We start from the raw sequence: 770 nt of genomic DNA on the forward strand, positions 1-770 counted from the left end.
CCGCCGGCCCCCCCCCCCCCCCCCCCCCCGGGGGGGGGCCGGCGGGGGGGTGGTCCGTGGGCCCCCCCGGGGACAACGCCGGGGTGGGGGGTCTGGGGGGAGGGTTTTAGCTCCGGTTTCTGAGCCGCCAGCTGTCGTTGCCAGTCTCGACGATGTCGCAGTGATGGGTGATGCGGTCGAGCAGCGCGGCCGTCATCTTGGGGTCGCCGAAGACGGTCGGCCATTCACCGAACGCCAGGTTCGTGGTGATGATCACCGAGGTGCGCTCGTAGAGCTTGCTGACGAGATGGAACAGCAACTGGCCGCCCGAGCGGGCGAACGGCAGATAGCCGAGCTCATCGAGCACGACGAGGTCGAGGCGGGAGAGCTGGGCCGCAAGCGTACCGGCCTTGCCGAGGCGGCTCTCTTCCTCGAGCCGGTTCACCAGATCCACGGTGTTGAAGTAGCGGCCGCGGGCGCCGGCACGCACGACGCTGGCGGTGATTGCGATCGCCAGGTGAGTCTTCCCAGTCCCGGTGCCGCCGACCAGGACGATGTTGCGCTGGCCGGGCAGGAACGAGCCGGCATGTAGCGAGCGCACCAGTTGTTCGTCGATCAGCGTCCCCTCGAACACGAACGCATCGATGTCCTTCACCGCCGGCAGCCTGGCCGCGGTCATGCGATAGCGGATCGATGCCGCATGGCGATGGGCAGCCTCAGCGCGCAGAAGATCGGTCAGGATCTCCATGGCGGTGCGCTTGCGCTGGATGCCGGTGGTGACCGCCTCGTCG

General features: G+C 69.1%; 1 protein-coding gene. It reads right to left on the reverse strand.

The genetic code is table 11. The annotated features are described in order from the left end of the window. Positions 1-106: 106 nt before the first annotated feature. Positions 107-770: IS21-like element helper ATPase IstB (gene istB, locus AAFM29_RS17290; protein WP_371830766.1), on the reverse strand; the 664-nt coding region annotated here is incomplete at its 5' end.

It is taken from the genome of Erythrobacter sp., assembly GCF_038133525.1.
Classification (GTDB): domain Bacteria; phylum Pseudomonadota; class Alphaproteobacteria; order Sphingomonadales; family Sphingomonadaceae; genus Qipengyuania.